The organism is Enterobacter sp. SA187 (assembly GCF_001888805.2).
Classification (GTDB): domain Bacteria; phylum Pseudomonadota; class Gammaproteobacteria; order Enterobacterales; family Enterobacteriaceae; genus Enterobacter_D.
This window is the reverse complement of sequence record NZ_CP019113.1, coordinates 2,675,912-2,697,805: the sequence shown is the minus strand read 5'-3', so window position 1 is coordinate 2,697,805 and position 21,894 is coordinate 2,675,912. Positions and strand designations below refer to the sequence as shown.

Here is a 21,894-nt window from a genome sequence, read left to right as displayed (position 1 = left end):
CGCTGCGCTTGCCGGGCCTACATAAATTCGTCGCATTCGTCCCCGTAGGCCGGGTCAGGCGCAGCCGCCACCCGGCGATTCAGGTTTGGTAGGCCGGGTAAGCGCCAGCGCCACCCGGCAATTTACAGCCCCAGCCGCCCAAACGCTCCCTGCCAGTCCTGTTCAAACTTCGCGATAGCCGCCTCCACCGCCGGAGCGGCGATAAACTGCTGCGCCACGTCCAGCGGCAGCGTAATAGATTCACAGCCCGCCAGCAGGCAGTCCAGCGCCTGACGCGGAGTTTTAAAGCTGGCAGCCAGCACTTTTGCGCCTGGCGCATGCAGGGTTAACAACCGCTGCAAATCGCCCACCGTCTGAATACCGTTTCCGCCCTGCGCATCCACGCGATTCACATAGGGCGCGACATATTCCGCCCCCGCCAGCGCGCTTAATAGCCCCTGCCCTGCACCGTACACCGCCGTACCGAGCGTGGGGATGCCTTCCGCCTTAAGCAACTTTATAGCCGCCAGCCCTTCAGCGCTGACCGGCACCTTCACCACGATATCCGCGATAATGCTGCGCAGTTTACGGGCATCCACCACCATGCCTTCCGCGGTGGTCGCCATGACCTGCGCGAATAACCGGCCCTTGCCGCCCAGCGCGTCATGCAGGGCGGGCAGTAGCTCCTCCAGTGGCGTTTTACCCGCGGCGACAATGCTCGGGTTAGTGGTCACGCCTGCCAGCGGGAAAATGCGCGCCAGTTGTCTGACTGCCGCGACGTCGGAGGTATCGAGATAGAGTTCCATGATATGACCTTCAAAATGTGAGATGTAGCATGCGCTGAAATTTACCTCAGGCTACCTGAATGATACTTGATCGGCGTCAAAATAACTTTCATTCGAAAGTCATTTAATCTTCGTACGCAAGATGAGGCACAATCATGATATTCAATATTCAGCGCTACTCCACCCACGATGGCCCCGGTATCCGTACCGTAGTGTTCCTTAAAGGCTGCTCGCTCGGCTGCCGCTGGTGCCAGAACCCGGAAAGCCGTTCGCTGAAACGCGATCTGCTCTACGACGACCGGCTGTGTCTCGACGGCTGCGAACTGTGCCAGCAGGCGGCCCCCACGGTGATTGAATGCGCGCTGAACGGTCTGCTGATCCATCGCCAGCATCTTAATGACGCGCACCTGGACGCGCTGACGGCATGCTGCCCGACCCAGGCGCTGACCGTCTGCGGCGAAACAAAACCAGTAGATGAGATCATGACCACCGTCCTGCGCGATAAACCCTTTTACGATCGCAGCGGCGGCGGCATCACCCTCTCCGGCGGCGAACCCTTTATGCAGCCTGCGCTGGCCGCCGCGCTGTTTAAGGCCAGCCATGAAGCGGGAATTCATACCGCCGTGGAAACCTGTCTGCATGTGCCGTGGCACTACGTTGAGCCCTCTTTAGATAATGTCGATCTGTTCCTTGCGGACCTGAAACATGTCGACGGCGAGAAATTCAAAGCCTGGACCGATGGCTCGGCAAAACGGGTGATGGAGAACCTCAAACGCCTCGCCCGCAAGGGCAAGCTGTTGACCATCCGCGTGCCGCTGATCCCCGGTTTTAACGCCGATGAGACGTCGATCCGCGCCATTACCCGTTTTGCCGCCGACGAACTCAACGTCCGCGATATTCATTTTCTGCCGTACCACACGCTGGGCATGAACAAGTATCACCTGCTCGGCCAGACCTACACCGCGCCAGACAAACCGCTCGACGCCCCGGATCTGCTGGCTTTTGCAGAAGACTACGCGCGCGAATGCGGGCTGACCGCCACGTTACGAGGATAACCTTATGACCACTTTACGTCTCGATACCCTGACTGACCGCATCAAGGCGCATAAAAATGCGCTGATCACCATCACCAAACCGCCGGTCTGCACCGAGCGCGCGCTGCACTATACCCAGGCTTATCAGCAGCATATGGATAAGCCGATCCCGGTGCGCCGCGCCCTTGCCCTCGCCCATCATCTGGCGGAACGCACCATCTGGATCAAGCATGATGAGTTGATTGTCGGCAACCAGGCGAGTATGGTCCGCGCCGCGCCGATCTTCCCGGAATATACGGTGACCTGGATAGAAAACGAGATCGACGATCTTGCCGATCGTCCGGGCGCAGGGTTTGCCGTCAGCGAAGAGAACAAGCGCGTGCTGCATGAAATCTGCCCGTGGTGGCGCGGCCAGACGGTACAGGATCGCTGCTACGGTATGTTTACCGACGAGCAAAAATCACTGCTGGAGACCGGCATCATTAAAGCCGAAGGCAATATGACCTCCGGCGATGCGCACCTGGCGGTGAACTTCCCGCTGGTGCTGGAGCTGGGTATGGACGGGCTGCGCCAGAAAGTCGCCGAGCGTCGTTCGCGCATCAATCTGACGGTGCTGGAAGATCTGCACGGCGAGCAGTTCCTCAAAGCCATTGATATTGTGCTGGAAGCCGTCAGCCAGCATATCGCACGCTTTGCGGATCTGGCGCGTAACATGGCGCAGGCAGAAACCCGCGAAAGCCGCCGCGACGAACTGCTGGCGATCGCGGAAAACTGCGATGTCATTGCCCATCAGCCGCCGAAAACGTACTGGCAGGCCCTGCAGCTGTGCTATTTCATCCAGTTGATTTTGCAGATCGAATCTAACGGTCACTCGGTGTCCTTTGGCCGCATGGATCAGTATCTGTATCCGTATTACCGCCGTGACGTGGAGCTGGACCAGAGCCTGGCGCGGGAAGACGCCATCGAACTGCTGCATGCCTGCTGGCTGAAGCTGCTGGAAGTGAACAAAATCCGTTCCGGCTCGCACTCCAAAGCCTCGGCCGGTAGCCCGCTGTATCAGAACGTCACCATCGGCGGTCAGAAACTGGTCAACGGTAAGCCGCTGGATGCAGTGAACCCGCTCTCTTATGCGATCCTCGAATCCTGCGGCCGCCTGCGCTCCACCCAGCCGAACCTCAGCGTGCGTTACCACGCGGGGATGAGCAACGATTTCCTCGACGCCTGCGTGCAGGTGATCCGCTGCGGCTTCGGCATGCCGGCGTTCAATAACGATGAGATCGTTATCCCGGAATTTATCAAGCTCGGGATCGAACCGGCAGACGCTTACGATTATGCGGCGATTGGCTGCATCGAAACCGCCGTCGGCGGCAAGTGGGGCTATCGCTGCACCGGCATGAGCTTTATTAACTTCGCCCGCGTGATGCTGGCGGCGCTGGAAGGCGGACGGGACGCCACCAGCGGCAAAGTATTCCTGCCGCAGGAACTGGCGCTGTCGAAAGGCAATTTCAGCGACTTTTCGCAGGTGATGGACGCCTGGGACACGCAGATCCGCTACTACACGCGCAAATCCATTGAGATCGAGTATGTGGTGGACACCATGCTGGAGGAGAACGTGCACGATATTCTCTGCTCGGCGCTGGTGGACGACTGCATCGAACGCGCGAAAAGCATCAAACAGGGCGGCGCGAAATATGACTGGGTTTCCGGTTTGCAGGTGGGGATCGCCAACCTCGGCAACAGCCTGGCGGCGGTGAAAAAGCTGGTGTTCGATCAGGGGGCGATAGGTCAGCAGGAACTGGCAAAAGCGTTGGCGGAAGATTACGAAGGGCTGACCCACGAGCAGCTGCGTCAGCGTCTGATCAACAGCGCGCCGAAATACGGTAATGATGACGACAGCGTGGATCTGCTGCTGGCGCGCGCCTATCAGACCTACATTGAGGAGCTGAAGCAGTATCACAATCCGCGCTATGGCCGGGGTCCGATCGGCGGTAATTACTACGCCGGTACCTCGTCCATTTCCGCCAACGTGCCTTTTGGCGCCGCAACCATGGCGACCCCGGATGGCCGTAAAGCCCATACCCCGCTGGCGGAAGGCGCAAGCCCGGCTTCCGGTACCGACCATTTAGGGCCGACGGCGGTAATAGGCTCGGTGGGTAAACTGCCGACGGAGGCGATCCTGGGCGGCGTGTTGCTGAACCAGAAGCTGAATCCGGCGACGCTGGAAAACGACAGCGACCGCCAAAAGCTGATGATGCTGCTGCGCACCTTCTTTGAAGTGTATAAAGGCTGGCATATTCAGTACAACATTGTGTCGCGCGAGACGTTAATCGCCGCGAAGCAGCATCCGGATCAGTATCGTGACCTGGTGGTGCGCGTGGCGGGGTATTCGGCGTTCTTCACCGCCCTGTCGCCGGATGCGCAGGACGATATTATCGCCCGTACCGAACATACGTTGTAATCCCCCTTGCCCGGTGGCGCTTCGCTTACCGGGCCTACCCGTTTGATAACGACGGGCAAACTTTCGAATGAAATAAAATTGTGCTTCTGCTCATATTGTTATTAGAATGTTTCTGGTCGCAGTTACATTCAGGAGCGCAATGCATGACCGTTAAAGTTATCGTCACCGATATGGACGGAACTTTCCTTGATGATGCCAAAACCTACGATCGCGATCGTTTTCTGGCACAGTTTGAGCAACTACAGCGCCGCGGTATTGAATTCGTGGTCGCCAGCGGCAACCAGTATTATCAGCTCATCTCCTTCTTCCCGGAAATTCAGGATCGTATTTCATTCGTCTCCGAAAATGGCGCGCTGGTCTATGAACACGGCCAGCAACTTTTCCACGGCGAGCTGACCCGCCATGAATATCAGATCGTGCTCGGCGAGCTGCTGAAGGACAAAGGGCTGAACTTTGTCGCCTGCGGGCTGGAGAGCGCTTATGTGAGCGATCGCGCCCCGGACGCCTTTGTCGAACTGATGTCGCACCATTATCACCGTCTGAAACCGGTGCGCGATTATCACGACATCGACGATAAAATGTTTAAGTTCTCCCTCAACCTGCCGGATAGCGACATTCCGCAACTTATTGACGCGCTGCATGTCTCTCTCGACGGCATCATGAAGCCCGTCACCAGCGGCTTTGGCTTTGTCGATCTGATCATTCCCGGTCTGCACAAAGCTAACGGCATTACCCGCCTGCTGAAACGCTGGGGCATATCGCCGGGGGAATGCGTGACCATCGGCGACAGCGGCAACGATGCCGAAATGCTGCGTATGACGGATTACTCCTTTGCCATGGGCAATGCCGGCGACGCCATTAAAGCCATTGCCCGCCATCGCACGGATGATAACAATCACCAGGGCGCGCTGAACGTTATTCAGGCGGTGCTCGACGGTACTGGCCCCTTCACGGCCTGACCCTTCTGATGCCGGTGCGTCCTGCGCTGGCATCGCACTTTTCCCGCTTTGTGCACCTCATCAAGTTTTTAAACTTGCATTAACTTTTTTTTAACTTAAATTAGCATGTGTAAGTTATTTTACTTTCGAATGAAAGAAAAGTGAGGTCATTATGGCTGTAACCTTTGCCAGCGAAACGCTGCCTGCCGATCACAAAGCGGCGATCCGTCAACTCAAGCAGGCGCTGCGCGCGCAAATCGGCGACGTGCAGGCGGTATTTAACCAGTTAAGCGAGCGTATTGCCGCCCGCGTCGCGGAAATCAACGCCCTGAAAGCCCGCGGCGAACCGGTGTGGCCGGTGATCCCTTTTGCCGATATTAAAAACGGCACCCTCAGCGAGGCGCAGCGCGAGGAGGTAAAACGCCGCGGCTGCGCAGTGATCAAAGGCCACTTCCCACGTGAACAGGCGCTGGGCTGGGACCGTTCGATGCTGGAATATCTCGATCGCAACCATTTTGACGAGGTGTACAAAGGACCGGGCGACAGCTTCTTCGGCACGCTGGAGGCCTCCCGCCCGGAGATCTACCCGATTTATTGGTCGCAGGCGCAGATGCAGGCGCGGCAGAGCAGTGAAATGGCGCAGGTGCAGTCTTTTTTAAACCGCCTGTGGACCTTTGAGAGCGAAGGCAAACAGTGGTTTGATCCGGATGTCAGCGTGATTTACCCGGACCGCATCCGCCGCCGTCCGCCGGGCACCACCTCGAAAGGGCTGGGGGCGCACACGGATTCCGGCGCGCTCGAGCGCTGGCTGCTGCCTGCCTATCAGCAGGTGTTCGCCGCCGTATTTAACGGCAAACCGGAGCAGTACGATCCGTGGAATGCCGCGCACCGTACCGAAGTAGAAGAATACACCGTCGATAACACCACCAAATGCTCGGTGTTCCGTACCTTCCAGGGCTGGACGGCGCTGTCGGATATGCTGCCCGGCCAGGGCTTGCTGCATGTGGTGCCAATCCCGGAAGCGATGGCGTATGTGCTGCTGCGTCCGCTGCTTGACGACGTGCCGGACGACGAGCTGTGCGGCGTGGCGCCAGGTCGCGTGCTGCCGATTTCCGCCCAGTGGCATCCGCTGCTCATTGAGGCGCTGACCAGCATTCCGGCGCTGGAGGCCGGGGATTCGGTCTGGTGGCACTGCGATGTGATCCACTCGGTCGCGCCGGTCACCGATCAGCAGGGCTGGGGCAACGTGATGTACATTCCTGCCGCGCCGCTGTGCGAGAAAAACCTCGCCTATGCGAAACGCGTTAAAGCGGCGCTGGAAAAAGGCGCATCGCCGGGCGACTTCCCGCGCGAAGACTATGAAACCAACTGGGCGGATCGCTTTACGCTGGACGATCTGAACGAGCACGGCAAGCGCGCGCTGGGCATGCCGGTTTAATCATCATACAGCCCTTCCCTTTCCACGGCGGTGCGCCTTTTGTCCGGGCGTATCCGCCGCACTGACTCCCGCACCGCCAGCCTGCCGTTAAGTAACAGCGTACCGGTTGGCCCGTCAGGGCGGATCAGCCGCTGCTGCAACAAATGCACCGCCTCTTCTCCCAACTCGTCGCGCGGAACGTGTACCGCAGTGAGCGGCACCTCCTGGATCGCCGCCAGGTTAAAGCCGTCGATACTCATCACCGACACGTCCTGCGGCACCCGCAGACCACGCTTTTGCAGCGCTTTCACGGCGCCCGCCGCCAGAAAATCGCCGCCCATCAGAAAGGCCGTCGGCAGCGTTTTCGCGGGCTGGGCGTCGAGCCATTCCCCTACCCGATCTTCCGCTTCGCGGGCGCTGAAACTCTGCACCAGCAGCACGTCGCGGTTATCGCTGAAGCGGAGGTTCTGCGCGCGCCAGGCGTCACGAATGCCCGCCAGCCGCAGCTCCATAGTGTAGCGCCGCAGGCAGAGCACGTTCATCACGTGGCGATGGCCCATTTCGAACAGGTAACGGGCGGCAAATTCGCCGATCAGCCGGTGATCCGGGGCGATGGCGGGCAGGCGCATTTTCCGGTCCCGGCTGTTGATCAGCACGCAGGGCTTTGCCAGATCGGCGGCCAGATCGTGAATATGTTCGTCGTCGATGCCGAGCAGGATCGCCGCCTGGGTGTCACTGTCATTCATTTTTGCCAGAAACAGGTTGGCATCGCTGTCGTTCTCCTCCAGCGCGCAGTAACGCAGGTGTACCTCGTGCGGCGCCAGCGCTTTGCTGATGCTCTGGATGACGCGGTAATAGAAGATGTCCGAGCGCTCATCAAAGGCCCGCTGCGGCGCGAACACCAGCAGACTGTTGAGCAGCAGCCGTCCGGCGGCCATACCGTCCATCACGCCCAGTTCACGGGCGCAGGCCAGCACCGCTGCCCGCGCTTTTTCGCTGGTATTGGCTTTTCCCGCCAGCACCCGCGATACCGTACTGGCCGACAGCCGGGTACGGGCAGCGATTTCGGCGATTCTGAGCTTTTTGTCCATTTTGTGATCTGCGCCCGTTCGTTAAATGAAAGAATTTTCATAAGCGTGCTTTCACGCTATCTCTGTGCTGGATGTGATTTTCGCCGGATGTAAGGCAAATTACTGAGAAAACTTGCACAAAATCCGCTATTACCCGGCAATGAATTTTCATAATCTCAACAGGACGCACAACTTCCATACTAGTTGTGTAATAACTCTGTAATTAAAACCATAAGTATCAAACAGATACCCCTACAAACCGTCCTTCGGAGAGTGTTATGAGTCAGGACATTAATAACGACATCGCGGTCGGCAAGCCGCGACGCATCATCAAGAATCTTCGCTGGTGGGTGCTGGTGCTGTTTTTGCTCGGCGTCACCGTCAACTACATCACCCGTAACTCGCTGGGTATTCTGGCTCCGGAGTTAAAAGACAGCCTCGGCATTACCACAGAACAGTATTCGTACATTGTTGGCGCGTTCCAGCTCGCCTACACCCTTTTTCAGCCGCTCTGTGGCTGGCTGATTGATGTCATCGGCCTGAAGCTGGGCTTTATGATCTGCGCTGCCCTCTGGGCGCTGGCCTGTATTTTACATGCCGGGGCCGGAAGCTGGCTGCAGCTGGCGATCCTGCGCTTCTTTATGGGGGGTGCGGAAGCGGCGGCGACACCGGCCAACGCCAAAACCCTCGGGGAGTGGTTCCCGAAATCAGAACGTCCGGTGGCGGCAGGCTGGGCGGGGGTTGGCTTTTCAATTGGCGCGATGCTGGCCCCGCCGATTATCTATTTTGCCCATGCCTCTTTCGGCTGGCAGGGCGCCTTTATGTTTACCGGTGGTCTGGCATTACTGTGGGTGGTGCTGTGGTGGGCGTTCTACCACAACCCGGATAAACACCCCAATCTGAGCAAAGAGGAGCTGGCGCATATTCAGCAGGATAATGAGCCGCTTACCGAAAAACTGCCCTTCTTTACCGCGCTGAAAACCGTCTCCAAAAATAAACGGTTTTACGGCATCGCCATTCCGGCCTTTATGGCGGAACCGGCCTGGGCGGTGATGAGCTTCTGGGTGCCGCTGTATCTGGCGAAAGAGCACGGCATGGATCTGAAACAGATCGCCATGTTCGCCTGGCTGCCGTTCCTCGCCGCCGATCTGGGCAGTATCGCCAGCGGCTATCTCACCAAACTTTATACCCGCTGGTTTGGCTGCGCGCGCATCAATTCTATTGTTGCCAGTTCGGTGACAGGCGCGTTTCTGATGATCTCGCTGGCTGTCGTCACCCTCACCCGCGATCCGATCATTATCATCGCGCTGATCTCCATTGGCGGTTTTGGCCATCAGATCATCTCCTGCATGCTGAGCGCGCTGGTGGTGGAGTCCTTCGACAAGGGGCAGATGGCGACGGTCAACGGCATGCGCGGTTCCTGCGCGTGGATCGCCAGCTTCCTGTTCTCCCTGCTGATTGGCGTCACCGCCGACAAGATCGGCTTCAACCCGCTGTTTGTCGCCATGGGATTCTTTGACCTGATCGGCGCTTTTTTCCTGGTGGCATTTATTGCTGAACGTCGCGCTAAACGCGCCTGATAGTGGATGTAAATCGATATGAAAACGTTGAAAAACTGGACGCTGCACACGCAGTCTGACCACCACCTTGAATTGCTGGTCGACGGGCAGCACAAGCTGTGCCTGTACGTGCTGGAAGAGACGCTGTTTCGCGTACTGGTGAAACGCAAAGGCGAACTGGCGCTGGACAGAACCTGGAGCATCGCCCCGGCGCAGGACGTCCCCTGGGAAGGCCGCGCCCGGGACGATCTGAGCGGTTTTAGCTGCCCGGCCTGGACGCTCTCCCGCACTGATGACAGCCTGACGGTCGAGAGCGCCGCCATGCGCGTCACCGTCCACCAGCCGCTGTGGCTGGAGTGGCATTATCGCGATGACGCAGGCGCGTGGCAGTGGCTGGCGGGGGATCGTCCCACCAGCGCTTATCTGCTCAATGCCCACGGCGACGGCGTGGCGCACTATCTGCGTCGTGAGAAAACTGAACGCTTTTATGGCCTGGGCGAAAAAGCCGGGGATTTACAGCGCAACGGCAGGCGTTTTGAGATGCGCAATCTGGATGCGATGGGCTATAACGCCGTCAGCACCGATCCGCTGTACAAGCATATCCCCTTTACCATTACCCGCCGGGATGACGTCAGCTACGGCCTGTTTTATGACAACCTCAGCAGCTGCTGGCTCGATCTGGGTAATGAGATCGACAACTATCACACCGCCTATCGCCGCTGGCAGGCGGAAGCGGGCGATATTGATTACTACGTCTTTACCGGTAAACGGGTGCTGGACGTCACCAAAGCCTTTGTGCGTCTGACCGGCAAAACGCTGTTCGGCCCCAAATGGAGCCTCGGCTACAGCGGTTCGACCATGCACTACACCGACGCGCCGGATGCCCAGCATCAGCTGATGAATTTTATCCGCCTGTGCGCAGAGCACGCCATTCCCTGCGATTCTTTCCAGCTGTCGTCCGGCTATACCTCCATCAATAACAAGCGCTACGTCTTTAACTGGAACTACGACAAAGTGCCGCAGCCGAAGGTGATGTCCGGCGCATTTCATGAGGCGGGCATTAAGCTGGCGGCCAACATCAAACCCTGTCTGTTGCAGGATCACCCGCGCTATGAGGAAGTGGCGCAGCAGGGGCTGTTTATCCGCGATTCCGAAAGCGACGCGCCGGAGCGCTCCAGCTTCTGGGATGACGAAGGATCGCATCTTGATTTTACCCATCCAAAGACCATCGCCTGGTGGCAGAACGGCGTTACCACGCAACTGTTGGAGATGGGTATTGATTCCACCTGGAACGATAACAACGAGTATGAAGTCTGGGACGGCGAAGCGCGCTGTCACGGCTTCGGGCGCGAAATCGCCATTAAGCATATCCGCCCGGTGATGCCGCTGTTAATGATGCGCGCCTCAATGGAAGCCCAGCAGCGGTTCGCGCCGCACAAGCGCCCGTATCTGATCTCCCGCTCCGGCTGCGCCGGGATGCAGCGCTACGTGCAGACCTGGAGCGGCGACAACCGCACCAACTGGGATACGCTGCGCTATAACACGCGCATGGGCGTGGGCATGAGCCTGTCGGGACTGTTTAACGTCGGCCATGATGTCGGTGGGTTTTCCGGCGATAAACCGGATGCCGAGCTGTTTGTCCGCTGGGTGCAGAACGGCGTGATGCATCCGCGTTTCACCATCCACTCATGGAATGACGATCGCACGGTGAATGAGCCGTGGATGTACCCGGCGGTGACGCCAGCGATACGCAGCGCCATCGAACTGCGCTATCGCCTGCTGCCCTATCTCTACACCCTGTTGTGGCAGGCCCATGCCGATGACGAGCCCATGCTGCGTCCGACCTTTCTCGATCATGAGCATGACGCGCAGACCTTCGCCGAGTGCGACGATTTTATGCTCGGCCGCGATCTGCTGGTGGCTAGCGTCGTGGAACCGGGTCAGCGCCAGCGCCGCCTGTGGCTGCCGGATAACCACAGCGGCTGGTACGATTTTTACAGCGGCGACTGGTACAGCGGCGGTCAGTGGGTGACGCTCGACGCGCCGCTGGAAAAACTGCCGCTGCTGGTACGCGCCGGGGCGGGACTGCCGCTGAGCGAGCGCATCACTCACGTTGACGCCTGCGCGGATACCAGCCGCGAGCTGAAACTGTACCCGCTGAAAGGCGTCGGTAAAACTTCCGGGCTGCTGTTTGAGGATGACGGTGAATCCTGGGGTTACCAGGAGGGTAATGCGCTGTGGCTGACGTGGGAAATGAGCTGCGATGCCGGATCCATATCACTGAATATCACCCGGCGCGGGGATTATAATCCCGCCTGGCAAGCGTTGCAGGTGTCGTTACCGGCAGGTGAAAAACGGCAGCTGTGGGTGAACGGCGTGGCGACCAGTGAGTGGCGCATTGGCTGATTCGCCCCACTCCTGACAGCGCACAACGGATGTCGCAACTTATCAATCAGGGAGGAAATGATGGCCTTACCGGCAGACTATTATCAGCGCCTGTACGCGGGCGTGCTGGGGAAATTAATCGGCGTCTACTTAGGACGCCCGTTTGAAGGCTGGCGCTATCAGGAGATCGTCGACCGGCTTGGCCACGTCGATTACTACGTGCATGATAAATTCGACCGCCCGCTGGTGGTGGCGGATGACGACGTGGCCGGTACCTTTACCTTTATCCGCGCCCTGGAAGACTATGGGCTTGCGGATACGCTCACCGCAGAACAGATCGGCCAGTGCTGGCTGAATTACATTATCGATAAGCGCACCATTTTATGGTGGGGCGGCAACGGGAATTCCACCGAGCAGACGGCCTGGCTTAACCTCAAAAAAGGCATTCCCGCGCCGTTAAGCGGTGCGGCCTCTACCAATGGCAAAACCATTGCCGAACAGATTGGCTCACAGATATTTATTGATGGCTGGGCGCTGGTCGCGCCCGGTCAGCCCGCCCTTGCCGCCTCCTTAGCGCAAAAAGCCGCCAGCGTCAGTCACGATGGCGAAGCGGTATGGGCGGCGATGCTGTGGGCAGCCATGGAAGCCCAGGCTTTTATCTGTAGTGATATTCAGCAGCTGCTGGAGGTGGGCCTGTCGTTTATTCCTGCCGACTGTGAAATCGCCCGTATGATCGCCGACGTTCGCCGCTGGCACCGGGAGGACGGCGACTGGCACCTCACCCGCGAGAAGATCGACGCGCAGTACGGTTACGACAACTACCCCGGCAACTGCCCGATGGTACCTAATCACGCCCTGATGATCATGGCGATGCTCTATGCCCCTGATAATTTTCAGCAGGCGCAGTGCATTATCAATACCTCCGGCCGGGACACCGACTGCAACGCCGGTAATGTCGGCTGTCTGTCGGGGATCATGACCGGACTGGCGGGCATTGACGCCGGGCCGGACTGGCGCGGGCCGCTGGCGGATCGTTTGCTCATCTCCTCGGCGGACGGCGGTTTTTCCATTAATAACGCCGTGCGCATTACCGATGATCTGTACGATCTTGGTCACCAGCTCGCCGGGCTGCCGCGCCCGGCGCCCCGTAAAGATGGCGCACAGTTTCACTTCTCGCTGCCCGGCAGCGTGCAGGGTTTCCGTTCCCTGACACCGTCGGTACAGGTGGGCAATGCGGCGTATCAGGGCCGGAATATGCTGTGCCTTGATTACCCCGCCCTGCCGCCGGACGCGCCCGCCTGCGTCACCACCCTCACCTTTTCGCCGCCGGAAGTGGCCGATATGCTGAGCTACGCCAGTTACGATCTGCTGGCGACGCCGCTGGTTTATCCGGGTCAGCAATTGCGCGCCACGCTGTTTGCGCCGCCGGATAACCGGCAAACCGTCATGGTGCGGCTCTGCTACCGGGTGTATGACGAAAACAGTGAACGGCAACTTTACTACGGCGAACCGCAGCCGTTGCCGCCAGGCGGCGGGATCACGCTCGCCATGACGCTGCCGGACTGCCAGGGTCAGCCGATTGCCGAGGTGGGCATTGCGCTGACGGCCCCCTCTGCCGGACGGGTGCTGATGGATACCCTGCGCTGGGACGGAACGCCGCAGCTCACCCTGCGTAAACCGGCAGGCAAAAGCGATTTCTGGTGGCGATCCTGGGTGAACGGCGCGGATTTACTTTCCCGGCACTATCCGGATCGTATCCGTATCTCCAGCGAACGGGACGAAGGGGTGTTGATCCACGGCACCCGCGAGTGGCGCGACTACCGCATCCAGTGCGATCTCACCCTGCACCTGGGCGACTACGGCGGGCTGGCGTTCCGCTTCCAGGGGATGCGCCGTTATTATGCCGTGCGCCTCACCGCTGATGAAAAGCTCCAGCTGATACGGGTGCGCGACGATAAGGTTAAGGTTCTGGCCGAAGCGCCGCGTACCTTCGTTTTTGAGCGCGAGATCGCTTTTGATATTCGCCTGCAGGGCAGGCTGATTGAAGCCACGGTGGATCATCTCCGGCTTAGCGTGATTGATGACGACGACAACGCTTTCACCGACGGCGGCTGCGGGCTGTTGGTGTTTGCCGGTGCCATCTCCACCGCCGCGATGCATATTTCTCCGGTTCATTAATCTGCCCCTTACCCGGCGGAGAGGATATTCCGCCGGGTAATCATTCACTGAGAGTAAGGCTGACCGTACAGTGATGCATTTCATCAATTAACCACTTAATGTTTGTCTTGCCCGCCTTATCTCCCGTAAGATGGACGATGTAACTCTATTAATGGAACTTGTAAGGTTATGTCCCCTACCATTTATGATATTGCGCGCGTGGCGGGTGTTTCAAAATCTACCGTCTCGCGGGTACTCAATAAAAAAACCAATATTTCGCCGCAGGCGAGGGATAAAGTTCTTAAAGCGATGAGCGAGCTAAATTATCATCCCAATAAAGCCGCCCGTGCGCTGACCTCATCCGGCTTTGACGCCATTATGGTTATTTATACCCGGCCGACAAAAACCACTGCCGGTAATCCTTATTTCTCTGAAGCCTTACATGCCATTACCGAAAAAGCGGAAGATGCAGGTTTTGACGTTATATTACAGACGTCGTTAAGCCCCGCCGATGAACTGCAAAAATGCGAAAGCAAAATCATGCAGAAGATGATCAAGGGCATTATTATGCTGAGCTCTCCGGCGAATGAGTTATTTCTGGCGCAGCTTGATAAGCACGGTATTCCGGTGGTGGTGATCGGCAAAGTGGAAGGCCAGTTTGAAAACGTCTATTCGGTGGATACCGATAACTATCACGACAGTATCGCCATTACCGATGCGTTAATTAAAGGCGGTCATAAAAATATCGCCTGTATTCACGCCCCGCTGAGCTATCACGTTTCCATCGATCGGGTTAACGGCTTTAAGGCCAGTTTGCGGGCCAGCCAGTTGCCGCTGCGTGATGAGTGGATCATCGACGGCGGCTACAGGCAGGAGAGCGCGCTGGACGCCGCCCGTGCCTTACTGAGCCTGCCCACACGCCCCGACGCGATCTTCGCCACCGACAGCCTGAAGCTGATGAGCGTCTATCGCGCGGCGGCAGAGCAAAACATCCGTATCCCGCAGCAGTTGACGGTGGTGGGCTACCTTAACGAAACCCTTTCTTTTATTCTCAACCCGCCGCCCGGCGGTATTGACGTGCCGTCCCAGGAACTAGGCGCGCAGAGCTTTGATCTGATCTTTAAGCTGATTTCCGGCAAGCCCTGCCCGCGAAATGTGATTGTGGCAACGACCATTATTTGAGGGCACCTGATGAAAAGAGTGGCACAGGCGTGCCACTCTGACGATCAATCTCAGAACGCGTAGTTGAAGCCGACTCCGACGTAGTGGAACTTGTCGTCGCTGCCTTCGTCATGCCCCTGCCATTCAAACGCATAGTCCAGCGTCATGGACAGGCCGTTCTGGAAATCGTACGCGTACAGCATACCCAGACGGTTCATGTCATGATCTTCGCGGGTAATATCATCCTGCCAGTCCCAGTTTGACCAGCGGTCGAGGTCAAGGCGGGTGTAAGGCGTTAAGGTGGTATTACCTAACGAAATCGGTAAATAGGCACGGATTTGCTGGGTGGAGAACTCGCCGTTATTGCGCCCGCTGTCCATGTTAAAACCACGCTCCAGATAGTAGTTGGTTACTACCGAGAAGGTATCGTTGATTTTATATGTAAAGCCGGTTTCCGTTTCCACGCGGCTGTCTGCATAGCCGGTGGCGTTGAGATCGTTGGCAAACTGGTACAGCGCCAGCCAGCCGCCAAAACTCCAGGCGTCGTTAAGCTTCAGGTTCCAGTCCGGGGCGATTTTCCAGCGCTGCATATTCGCCGTACCGGCATCTTCATTATGTTCATCCTTGAAGTGATAACCATAATTACGGAAGCCGCCGGTCAGACCGAGGGAGAAATCTTCCCGGTCAATAAACTGGTAGTGAATTTCCAGTTCCGGACGATCAAACCAGGTGCCACGCGTACCGCCGCTGTAATCCACCGGGCCTTCCTGATAATAAGCCACCGCCACGCGCCAGGGGCCTTTAGAGGCATTGAACCAGACCGACGGTTCATACAGCCCGTCCATGTCCTCCCCCTGACCTTCGACGTTTTCACTTTCGTACATGGCGCCAATATTAAACTGCCAGTCGTTGTTTTCAGTTGCCTGCGCGCAGAATGTTCCGGCGCACAGGATCAAGGCGGCACGGCTCAGTAAGATTTTCATTTTCATTCCTTAGAAAAATAAAAATGTCATGCCGGATGAATCTATCCGGCGATATATTTATATAGTTAAGCGGCCAGTTAAATAGCCTGTTCAGTTTCCGCGTCAAAGAAATGACATTTATTCATATCGAAGTGAATGTTGATATTATCTCCAGCATGATAATCATTAACTGCTCCGGCACGTACCACTAACTCATGCCCCCCGACGGTGCTGTACAGCATAAATTCCGCACCAGTTAATTCCGCCACGCTGATACGCGCGGCAACACAATTTTCTTCATGATGCTGCGGATGTATATCTTCCGGACGGATCCCCATTACCACCGCTTTATGCTGACAACCGCTGGCCTGTAAAGCGCTTAATTTATCCTGCGGAATAGTTAACTTAAGGGTTTCGGTAATAAACTGGTTACCGTCGATGGTGCCGCGAATAAAATTCATGGCCGGTGAGCCAATAAATCCTGCGACAAACATATTGGCCGGATGGTTATAAACCGTCTTCGGCGCGCCCACCTGCTGAATAATACCGTCCTTCATGATCACAATACGCGTCGCCATGGTCATGGCTTCGGTCTGATCGTGGGTGACGTAAATCATGGTGGTGTTCAGCTTCTGGTGCAGCTTGCTGATTTCCGCGCGCATCTGCACGCGCAGTTTGGCGTCCAGGTTAGAGAGCGGTTCGTCCATCAGGAACACCCCGGCTTCACGCACGATGGCGCGCCCGAGGGCGACACGCTGACGCTGGCCGCCGGAGAGCGCGCCCGGCTTGCGCTTTAAGTAATCGCGCAGGCCAAGGATCTGCGCCGCCCAGTTGACGCGCTCGTCGATAATCGCCTTATCGATCTTCTGCATTTTCAGGCCGAACGCCATGTTGTCGTAGACGCTCATGTGCGGATACAGGGCGTAGTTCTGAAACACCATGGCGATGTTACGCGCTTTGGCGGGCACGTCGTTAACGCGCTTGCCGTCGATCATCAGATCGCCGTCGCTGATCTCCTCGAGCCCGGCGATCATGCGCAGGGTCGTGGATTTACCGCAGCCTGACGGCCCCACAAAAACAATAAATTCTTTATCCTCGATCTCCAGGTTGAAGTCTTTTACCACGTGGACCTGGTTGTCATAAATCTTCTGGATATGTCGCAACGAGAGTTGTGCCATTTTGTGTCCTTACTTTCTGTGTTGCCAGAATGCTGATAAACGCGGCCACGTCAGTTCTTCCGTAGAGGAAAGACGCAAGGTTGCGTGCTTCAGGGTGTCGCCAATACCGATGGACGCCATGCCGCAGGCATTGATGGCGTCAATACCGGCCTGCGCATCTTCCACGCCGATACAGGCTTGCGGGTCGACGCCCAGCCCGGCGCAGGCGTTAAGAAAGATCTCCGGATCCGGTTTCGAGCGGCTGATGCGCGACGCATCGGCGCAAAAGCCAAACAGATCCGTCATCTCCAGCGCCTGAAGAATGGCCGGGGCGTTAAGGGAGACGGACGCGAGGCCAGCGGGAATGCCGCGGCTGCGCAGTTCGGTCAGCAGCGCCCTGATCCCCGGCAGCACGGCGTGCGGAGTAAGCTGGCGCAGTGAATCGACATAAATGCCGTTTTTACGCGCCGCCAGTGCCGCGCACTCCGCCGGATTAAAATCCTGCTCCCGCCCGCCGTGCGCCAGAATGCGCCGCAGCGATTCCATGCGGCTGATGCCTTTCAGGGTGGCGTTAAAGGTTTCGTCGATGTCGATGTCCACCTCTTTCGCCACCTGTCGCCAGGCGTGAAAATGCAGTTCAGCGGTATCGGTGATCACGCCGTCAAGATCGAAAATGACGGCCTGTAGTTGCTGTGCCATGGCTTAGCGCCCCTCCGTGGTAGCGGTCCCGGTCGTGGGTAAATAAAAATCGCGCAGCGCACAGGTCAGCTCGCCGTCCACCGTCAGCGGCTGCTGATGGAGATACAGCCTGACCGGGGCAGTGCTGCGAATGCGGATCTGCTGCGCGTCGAGAGTGATGTGCAGCGACGCGCCCTGCCAGCGCAGCGGGAAGTCGAGCTGCTGCCAGCCCCGGGGTAAACGCGGTGACAGATGCAGTTCGCCATGACGCACCGACAGCCCGGCAAAGCCCTGGATCGCGCCGAGCCAGATCGCTCCGGTGGCGGCGGCATGAATACCGTCGTCGCAGGCGTGGGGATCGTCCCCCAGGTCGATGTCCGCCCCTTCGCGCCAGAAACGGTAGGCGGTGTCGGTGTCGCCGCAGCCCGCCGCCACGATGCCGTGGATCGCCTTGCTGAGGGACGAGTCGTGAATGGTGCGCGGTTCGTAAAAGTTCAGGTTCGCCAGACATTGCGCCGGGGTGAACAGCTCAGGCAGCATATAGGTCAGCATCACCACGTCCGCCTGCTTGAGGATCTGCATCTCGTTAACTTCTGCACGCGAGTAATCGAGCAGAATGGTCTGTTTGCCCGCTTTCGCTTTATAGGCGCTGAGATCGATAACCGGTTTTTGCAGGAAGCTGTCATCCTGCGGCAGCACGCCGTCCGCCTGCGGTTGCGGCAGCCACAAACGCTGCAGAAAACGTTCCGCCTGGCTCACAAAGGCCTCGTCGCCACAGGCGAACTGACGCGCAAAATGTAACGCCTGCGCCACGTTGTAATGCGCCAGGTAGCTGGTGTAGGCGTTGTTGTTGACGTGCTCGGTGTACTCGTCGGGGCCGATGACGTCGTGGATCTCCAGCCGGTTATTCACCTCCACCGCGCGGCTGATCCAGAACTTCGCCGTGTCGATGAGCAGTTCAAGCCCTTCGTGCGCCATAAAGCAGTGGTCGCGGGCGGCGTGCCAGTAGGCCACCACCGCCCAGGCGATATCCGCCACCAGGTGATGCTCCGCCAGGGCAGACGCCACTTTTTGCCGCACGCCGGTGCGGATATTGATTGCCGCGAATTCCGGCGTTTCTTCGTCGCCGCTACGGGCGCTCTCCCACGGAAAAAGCGCGCCCTGCCAGCCGTTTTGCCGCGCTTTTTTGCGCGCCCCCGGCAGATTGTGCCAGCGGTAGCGCAGTAAACGACGGGCGATGTCCGGCTGGCTGAACAGGTGGAACGGCAGCAGGAAGACTTCGGTATCCCAGAAAATATGGCCTTTGTAACCCTCTCCGGTCAGTCCTTTCGCCGCAATACTGCTGCGCTCGTCGTGGCCCGGCGTCATGATATGCAGATGATACAGGGCGTAATCCAGCGCCTGCTGATCCCGCGGATCCTGACTCATTACCTGCACGCGGCTGCGCGCCCAGAAGCTTTGCCAGGCGGTGTCCGATGCGTGGCGCAGCGCGTCATAACCCTGTGCAACGCAGCGCTCAAGCTCGGCCCGCCCCTGCTGGCTCAGCGATTCCGGCAACCGGGCGCGGTCATCACTCCAGGCGATCCAGCTCAGTTTTTCCAGCGTGATGCTCTCGCCCGCCGCGACATTCGCCACGTTGTGTTGCAGAAGCTGGCGGTTTTTTGCGGTAAAGCAGGTGCTCGCCGCCCCGCTCACCCGGCACCAGCTGGTAATGGCGACATCCGCCGCGCCGTCCTGGGTGGCGTAGATGCCCTGCAACCAGTGTTCGCCAAAAACGCGCAGCTGTACTTCATCCAGATGCTGACGCCCGCAGTTAGTCTGGGTGGCGTCAATGCCGGTGACCAGCGACACGCGGGCGTCGCGGTTTAACGGCGTGATGGTGAGCGTCATGGCGAACAGCGGCAGCTGCGCGGCAGAGGCAAAACGGCGGCTGCTGATGCGGTAGTGCGCGCCGTTGGGCGAGCGCCAGATCAGCGAACGCGTCAGCTCGCCGGTGGCGAAATCCAGTTCGCGCTGCCAGTCGCCGATCTCGCCGCCTGCGGTGGTAAAAATCTCGCCGTTGAGTTCGATCTGCACGCCAACCAGATCCGGCAGGTTCACCAGTTCGCTGGTTTCCCCTTTACCCGCGCAGTGGTACAGCCCGGCAAGATACATGCCGCGGGTTTGCAGCGGGCAGGTTTCCTCATGGCTGGCGCGGACGCCCATATAACCGTTGCCGGTGGTCATCAGCGAGGCGTATTTGTTCAGGCTATGCAGACTGCATTCCGTATGCCTGAGCGTCGAAAGCTTGATCATAATTCCACACTTGTCCCTGTTTCGGCGGCCTGATAGAGCGCGGCCACCAGCTGCTGCACGATGCGTCCCTGTTCGGCGTCGGCGATGGGCACCGCTTCGCCCTGCACGTGGCGTACAAAGGCGTCCATGCTGCGTAAATGGCGGTTGTCATCGGCCTGTTCACGGGCAAACAGCGTTTTCAGCTCGCCGCCCTCGTCGGTGTACACCTGGGCCGGGAACAGCGTCGCCCCGGCCTTATCGCCGCAGAAGGTCACATTCATGATCGACTGTGCGGTCATGTTGAGCGCAAACGAGGTTTCCAGCCGCAGGATGCCGCCGTTATGAAATTCAATGGTGCCGAACAGCGCGTCTTCCACGCTGTAGCTCGCCGGATCCCACTCGCCAAACTGACCGCTGTTTTTACGATTGCCGATCTTCTGAAAGCTGTGGGCGCTGACGCGTTTGACCGCCGGGAACCCCAGCACGTAGAGCGCCGCGTCCAGCATATGAATGCCGATGTCGATCAGCGGGCCGCCGCCGGACAGGGCTTTATTGGTGAAGACGCCCCAGCCCGGCACGCCGCAGCGGCGCAGCGCGGTGGCGGTAGTGACGTACACCTCGCCCAGCGCGCCGTCGATCACCTGCTGGCGCAGCAGTTGCGCATCCAGCGCGAAACGGTGGTGAAAGTCGTAAGCCAGCACTTTTCCGGCGCGGCGGGCGGCGCTGCACATGGCTTCCGCCTGCTCCGGCGTCATGGCCGGCGGCTTTTCGCACATCACATGACAACCGGCAGCCAGCGCCATCATCACGTGATCATAATGAAAACGGTTGGGGGAGCAGACGCTGACAATGTCGGGTTTCACCGCGTCGAGCATGGCCCGGGGATCTTCCCAGACCTCTATATGCGCGCCGTACTTCTCTGCCATCGCCTGCGCCTGAGACAGGCGGCTGTCACAGACAGCCACCAGTTTCACAGCGTCATGGGTGCAGTAGTAGGAAGCATGTACTTTATCCGCCACCTGTCCGGCGCCGATAATGGCGACGCGCAGCGGTAAAGTCGTGGTTGCACTCATCACAGAGAACCTCTTAGCAGGTGCGCAAAAAGGCCAGTGACTGACGGTAAGCCGCACACGGATCTTCTGCCCGCACGCGCCCTTCGTATACCACGTATCCCTGATAGTTATCGGCGCGCAGCTGATCGAACAGGGCGCGGAAGTTCAGCGTGCCGCTGCCCGGCTGATAGCGATGGTTGTCAGCAATATGCACATGTCCCAGCAGATCGCGGTTGTCGTGCAGCGCTTTCGCCAGATCGTCTTCTTCGATGTTCATATGGTAGAAATCGCCGATGATCTGCACGTGTTTCAGATCGTTTTCCACGATATAGCGACGGGCGTCGGCCAGGGTGTTGATCATATGATCCTGGTAACGGTTAAGCGGCTCCAGGTAAACCGTGGTGCCGGTGCGCGCCGCAACCTTATCCAGATAAATAAGCGAGTCGCTGACCGCTTTGCGATCGCCCGCCAGGCTGCGCGGCGAGGTCATCGGCGGCAGGCGGAAGGTAAACATGCCCCAGGCCGCCGGGACGATGATCCCCTGCCCGCCCACTTCCGCCAGCGCTTCCAGAATGCGTTCGATCTGTTTAAGGCCATTAAGACGGCGCTCTTCGATAAAGTCGCCGATCCAGCCGTCGTAGCCGCCGCAGGCGGTGGTCACCGGCAGACCGGTTTCTTTGATGGCCGCTTTTACCGCGTCAACATTATTGACCAGCAGCCTGCCGTCGATTTCAAAGCCATCGAAGCCCATTTCTTTGATAAAGCGAAATTTTTCCAGAATGTTTTCCGGGAAGAAGGCCTGGTTCTGTGTTCCGATTTTCATGTTCA

General features: G+C 58.4%; 16 protein-coding genes. 8 read left to right on the top strand and 8 right to left on the bottom strand.

Annotation, left to right across the window (positions count from 1 at the left end; all coding sequences use genetic code 11):
- Positions 1-122: 122 nt before the first annotated feature.
- Positions 123-785: a fructose-6-phosphate aldolase gene (gene fsa, locus BMF08_RS12865; RefSeq protein WP_072567959.1), complete on the bottom strand. Its 663-nt coding sequence runs from the start codon at positions 783-785 to the stop codon at positions 123-125.
- Between the two features lie 134 nt (positions 786-919).
- Between fsa and BMF08_RS12860 the strand changes: the two genes are divergently transcribed.
- The 4 genes from BMF08_RS12860 to BMF08_RS12845 all read left to right on the top strand — a co-directional run bounded on the left by BMF08_RS12860 (position 920) and on the right by BMF08_RS12845 (position 6,632).
- Positions 920-1,819: a glycyl-radical enzyme activating protein gene (locus tag BMF08_RS12860; RefSeq protein ID WP_072567958.1), complete on the top strand. Its 900-nt coding sequence runs from the start codon at positions 920-922 to the stop codon at positions 1,817-1,819.
- A 4-nt stretch (positions 1,820-1,823) separates the two neighbouring features.
- Positions 1,824-4,256, top strand: a complete 2,433-nt coding sequence (locus BMF08_RS12855) for a formate C-acetyltransferase/glycerol dehydratase family glycyl radical enzyme (protein WP_072567957.1) — start codon at positions 1,824-1,826, stop codon at positions 4,254-4,256.
- 143 nt (positions 4,257-4,399) lie between these two features.
- Entirely contained in the window at positions 4,400-5,215 is an 816-nt protein-coding gene (locus BMF08_RS12850; RefSeq protein WP_072567956.1) for a Cof-type HAD-IIB family hydrolase, read from the top strand.
- Positions 5,216-5,366: 151 nt separating this feature from the next.
- Positions 5,367-6,632, top strand: a complete 1,266-nt coding sequence (locus BMF08_RS12845) for a DUF1479 domain-containing protein (protein ID WP_072567955.1) — start codon at positions 5,367-5,369, stop codon at positions 6,630-6,632.
- Here the strand turns inward: BMF08_RS12845 and BMF08_RS12840 are convergent.
- Entirely contained in the window at positions 6,629-7,702 is a 1,074-nt protein-coding gene (locus BMF08_RS12840; protein WP_072567954.1) for a LacI family DNA-binding transcriptional regulator, read from the bottom strand. The genes BMF08_RS12845 and BMF08_RS12840 overlap by 4 nt on opposite strands.
- 257 nt (positions 7,703-7,959) lie before the next feature.
- On the opposite strand from BMF08_RS12840, the gene BMF08_RS12835 reads away from it, so the two are divergent.
- The 4 genes from BMF08_RS12835 (at position 7,960) to BMF08_RS12820 (ending at position 14,964) form a co-directional block, all read left to right on the top strand.
- Positions 7,960-9,261, top strand: coding sequence for an MFS transporter (locus BMF08_RS12835; RefSeq protein WP_072567953.1), 1,302 nt, complete (start codon positions 7,960-7,962; stop codon positions 9,259-9,261).
- An 18-nt stretch (positions 9,262-9,279) separates the two neighbouring features.
- Positions 9,280-11,646: a glycoside hydrolase family 31 protein gene (locus BMF08_RS12830; RefSeq protein ID WP_072567952.1), complete on the top strand. Its 2,367-nt coding sequence runs from the start codon at positions 9,280-9,282 to the stop codon at positions 11,644-11,646.
- Positions 11,647-11,703: 57 nt separating this feature from the next.
- The gene (locus BMF08_RS12825) at positions 11,704-13,803 is read left to right on the top strand and encodes an ADP-ribosylglycohydrolase family protein (RefSeq protein ID WP_234007182.1); all 2,100 of its coding nucleotides are present in this window, start codon (positions 11,704-11,706) and stop codon (positions 13,801-13,803) included.
- Between the two features lie 168 nt (positions 13,804-13,971).
- Entirely contained in the window at positions 13,972-14,964 is a 993-nt protein-coding gene (locus BMF08_RS12820) for a LacI family DNA-binding transcriptional regulator (RefSeq protein WP_072567950.1), read from the top strand.
- A 50-nt stretch (positions 14,965-15,014) separates the two neighbouring features.
- Here BMF08_RS12820 and BMF08_RS12815 read toward each other — a convergent pair whose 3' ends face one another.
- From BMF08_RS12815 to BMF08_RS12790, 6 genes are all read right to left on the bottom strand, one after another.
- Positions 15,015-15,926, bottom strand: coding sequence for an OmpG family monomeric porin (locus BMF08_RS12815; protein WP_072567949.1), 912 nt, complete (start codon positions 15,924-15,926; stop codon positions 15,015-15,017).
- A 77-nt stretch (positions 15,927-16,003) separates the two neighbouring features.
- Positions 16,004-17,083 (bottom strand): ABC transporter ATP-binding protein, encoded by a 1,080-nt coding sequence (locus tag BMF08_RS12810; RefSeq protein ID WP_072567948.1) that lies wholly within the window; start codon positions 17,081-17,083, stop codon positions 16,004-16,006.
- 9 nt (positions 17,084-17,092) lie between these two features.
- A complete protein-coding gene (pgmB, locus tag BMF08_RS12805) occupies positions 17,093-17,761 on the bottom strand; it encodes a beta-phosphoglucomutase (RefSeq protein ID WP_072567947.1) in 669 nt (222 codons plus the stop codon).
- A gap of 3 nt (positions 17,762-17,764) precedes the next feature.
- The gene (locus BMF08_RS12800; RefSeq protein WP_072567946.1) at positions 17,765-20,035 is read right to left on the bottom strand and encodes a glycoside hydrolase family 65 protein; all 2,271 of its coding nucleotides are present in this window, start codon (positions 20,033-20,035) and stop codon (positions 17,765-17,767) included.
- Positions 20,032-21,090 (bottom strand): Gfo/Idh/MocA family protein, encoded by a 1,059-nt coding sequence (locus BMF08_RS12795; protein WP_072567945.1) that lies wholly within the window; start codon positions 21,088-21,090, stop codon positions 20,032-20,034. Before BMF08_RS12795 ends, BMF08_RS12800 begins: the two co-directional genes overlap by 4 nt.
- A 10-nt stretch (positions 21,091-21,100) precedes the next feature.
- Positions 21,101-21,889, bottom strand: coding sequence for a sugar phosphate isomerase/epimerase family protein (locus tag BMF08_RS12790; RefSeq protein ID WP_072567944.1), 789 nt, complete (start codon positions 21,887-21,889; stop codon positions 21,101-21,103).
- Positions 21,890-21,894 lie beyond the last annotated feature (5 nt).